This is a genomic window from Georgenia daeguensis (assembly GCF_039537705.1).
In the GTDB taxonomy this organism is placed as follows: Bacteria; Actinomycetota; Actinomycetes; order Actinomycetales; family Actinomycetaceae; genus Georgenia; species Georgenia daeguensis.
Genome location: NZ_BAABBA010000093.1, coordinates 1 through 720, shown reverse-complemented (window position 1 = coordinate 720; position 720 = coordinate 1). Strand labels below are relative to the sequence as shown.

The 720-nt window shown below is 74.4% G+C and carries 1 protein-coding gene; it reads left to right on the top strand.

All coding sequences use genetic code 11. The features are described from left to right. The coding region (locus ABD774_RS21555; protein ID WP_345045842.1) for an MFS transporter at positions 1–720 on the top strand (720 nt) is incomplete at both ends.

The window sequence follows — 720 nt, the reverse complement described above, 5'->3', positions numbered from 1 at the left end:
GACCCTCGCGCAGATCTTCAGCGCCCTGGGCAACGGGTCCACCCTGGCGCTCGGCTCGATCCTCGCCGTCGACCTGTCCGGGAACGAAGCATTCGCCGGCACAACGACCACAGCGCTGACCCTGGCGGCTGCCCTCCTGGCGGTACCGCTCTCGGCCCTGGCGGTGCGACACGGACGTCGCACCGCCCTCACGACGGGCCTGGCGGCGGCGACCCTGGGGACCGCCCTCATCGTCGGCGCGACCGTCTGGCGACTGTTCCCGTTGCTCCTCCTCGGCGCCTTCCTGGTCGGCGTCGCCTCGGCGGTGAACCTGCAGGCCCGGTTCGCCGCCACCGACCTGGCACGTCCCGAGCACCGAGGCCGGGACCTCTCCCTGGTGGTGTGGGCGGTGACGATCGGTGCCGTGGCCGGCCCGAACATGGTCGTACCGGGCGCAGCCCTGGCCCAGGCCGTCGACCTCCCCGTGGAAGCCGGCCCGTTCCTCATCTCCGGTGCAGGCATGGTGCTCGGTGCCGTCCTGCTGCAGGTCGGTCTGCGGCCGGACCCGCTCCTTCTCCGCCAGGCGCTCGACGCCGCGCCGTCAACGGCCCCGGCGGTCCCCGCAGCTGCCGGTCGCGCTGTGACCGCCCGCCCCTCGGTCCGTGACGGCTGGGGCGCCGTCCGGGGCTCGACCCGGGCTCGTGCGGCGCTGACGGTACTGCTGGCCGCGCACACCGCGAT